This is a genomic window from Leifsonia sp. SIMBA_070, from assembly GCF_046534635.1.
Taxonomy (GTDB): domain Bacteria; phylum Actinomycetota; class Actinomycetes; order Actinomycetales; family Microbacteriaceae; genus Leifsonia.
This window is the reverse complement of record NZ_JAWRYK010000711.1, coordinates 1-248: the sequence shown is the minus strand read 5'-3', so window position 1 is coordinate 248 and position 248 is coordinate 1. Positions and strand designations below refer to the sequence as shown.

The window sequence follows — 248 nt, the reverse complement described above, 5'->3', positions numbered from 1 at the left end:
ACGGCTGCGGCCAGGGGATCGGAGACGTGGGTGGTGAAGAAGAGGAATCCACGCTCGTGACAACGGGATTCGATTTCCTCGGAGGTGATCACCGCCGCCACCGGAAGTCCGGCACCGAGCGTCTTCGACAAGGTGAGGATGTCGGGCACGGTGCCGTCACGTTCGAAGGCGTACATCGTGCCGGTGCGGCCGAGTCCGGTCTGCGCCTCGTCGGCGATCAGGAGCATGCCCCGCTCAAGACATTTGGC

The 248-nt window shown here is 64.5% G+C and carries 1 protein-coding gene; it reads right to left on the bottom strand.

Annotation, left to right across the window (positions count from 1 at the left end):
• The coding region (locus tag SB754_RS22095; RefSeq protein WP_410784435.1) for an aminotransferase class III-fold pyridoxal phosphate-dependent enzyme at positions 1-227 on the bottom strand (227 nt) is incomplete at its 3' end.
• Positions 228-248: the final 21 nt, after the last annotated feature.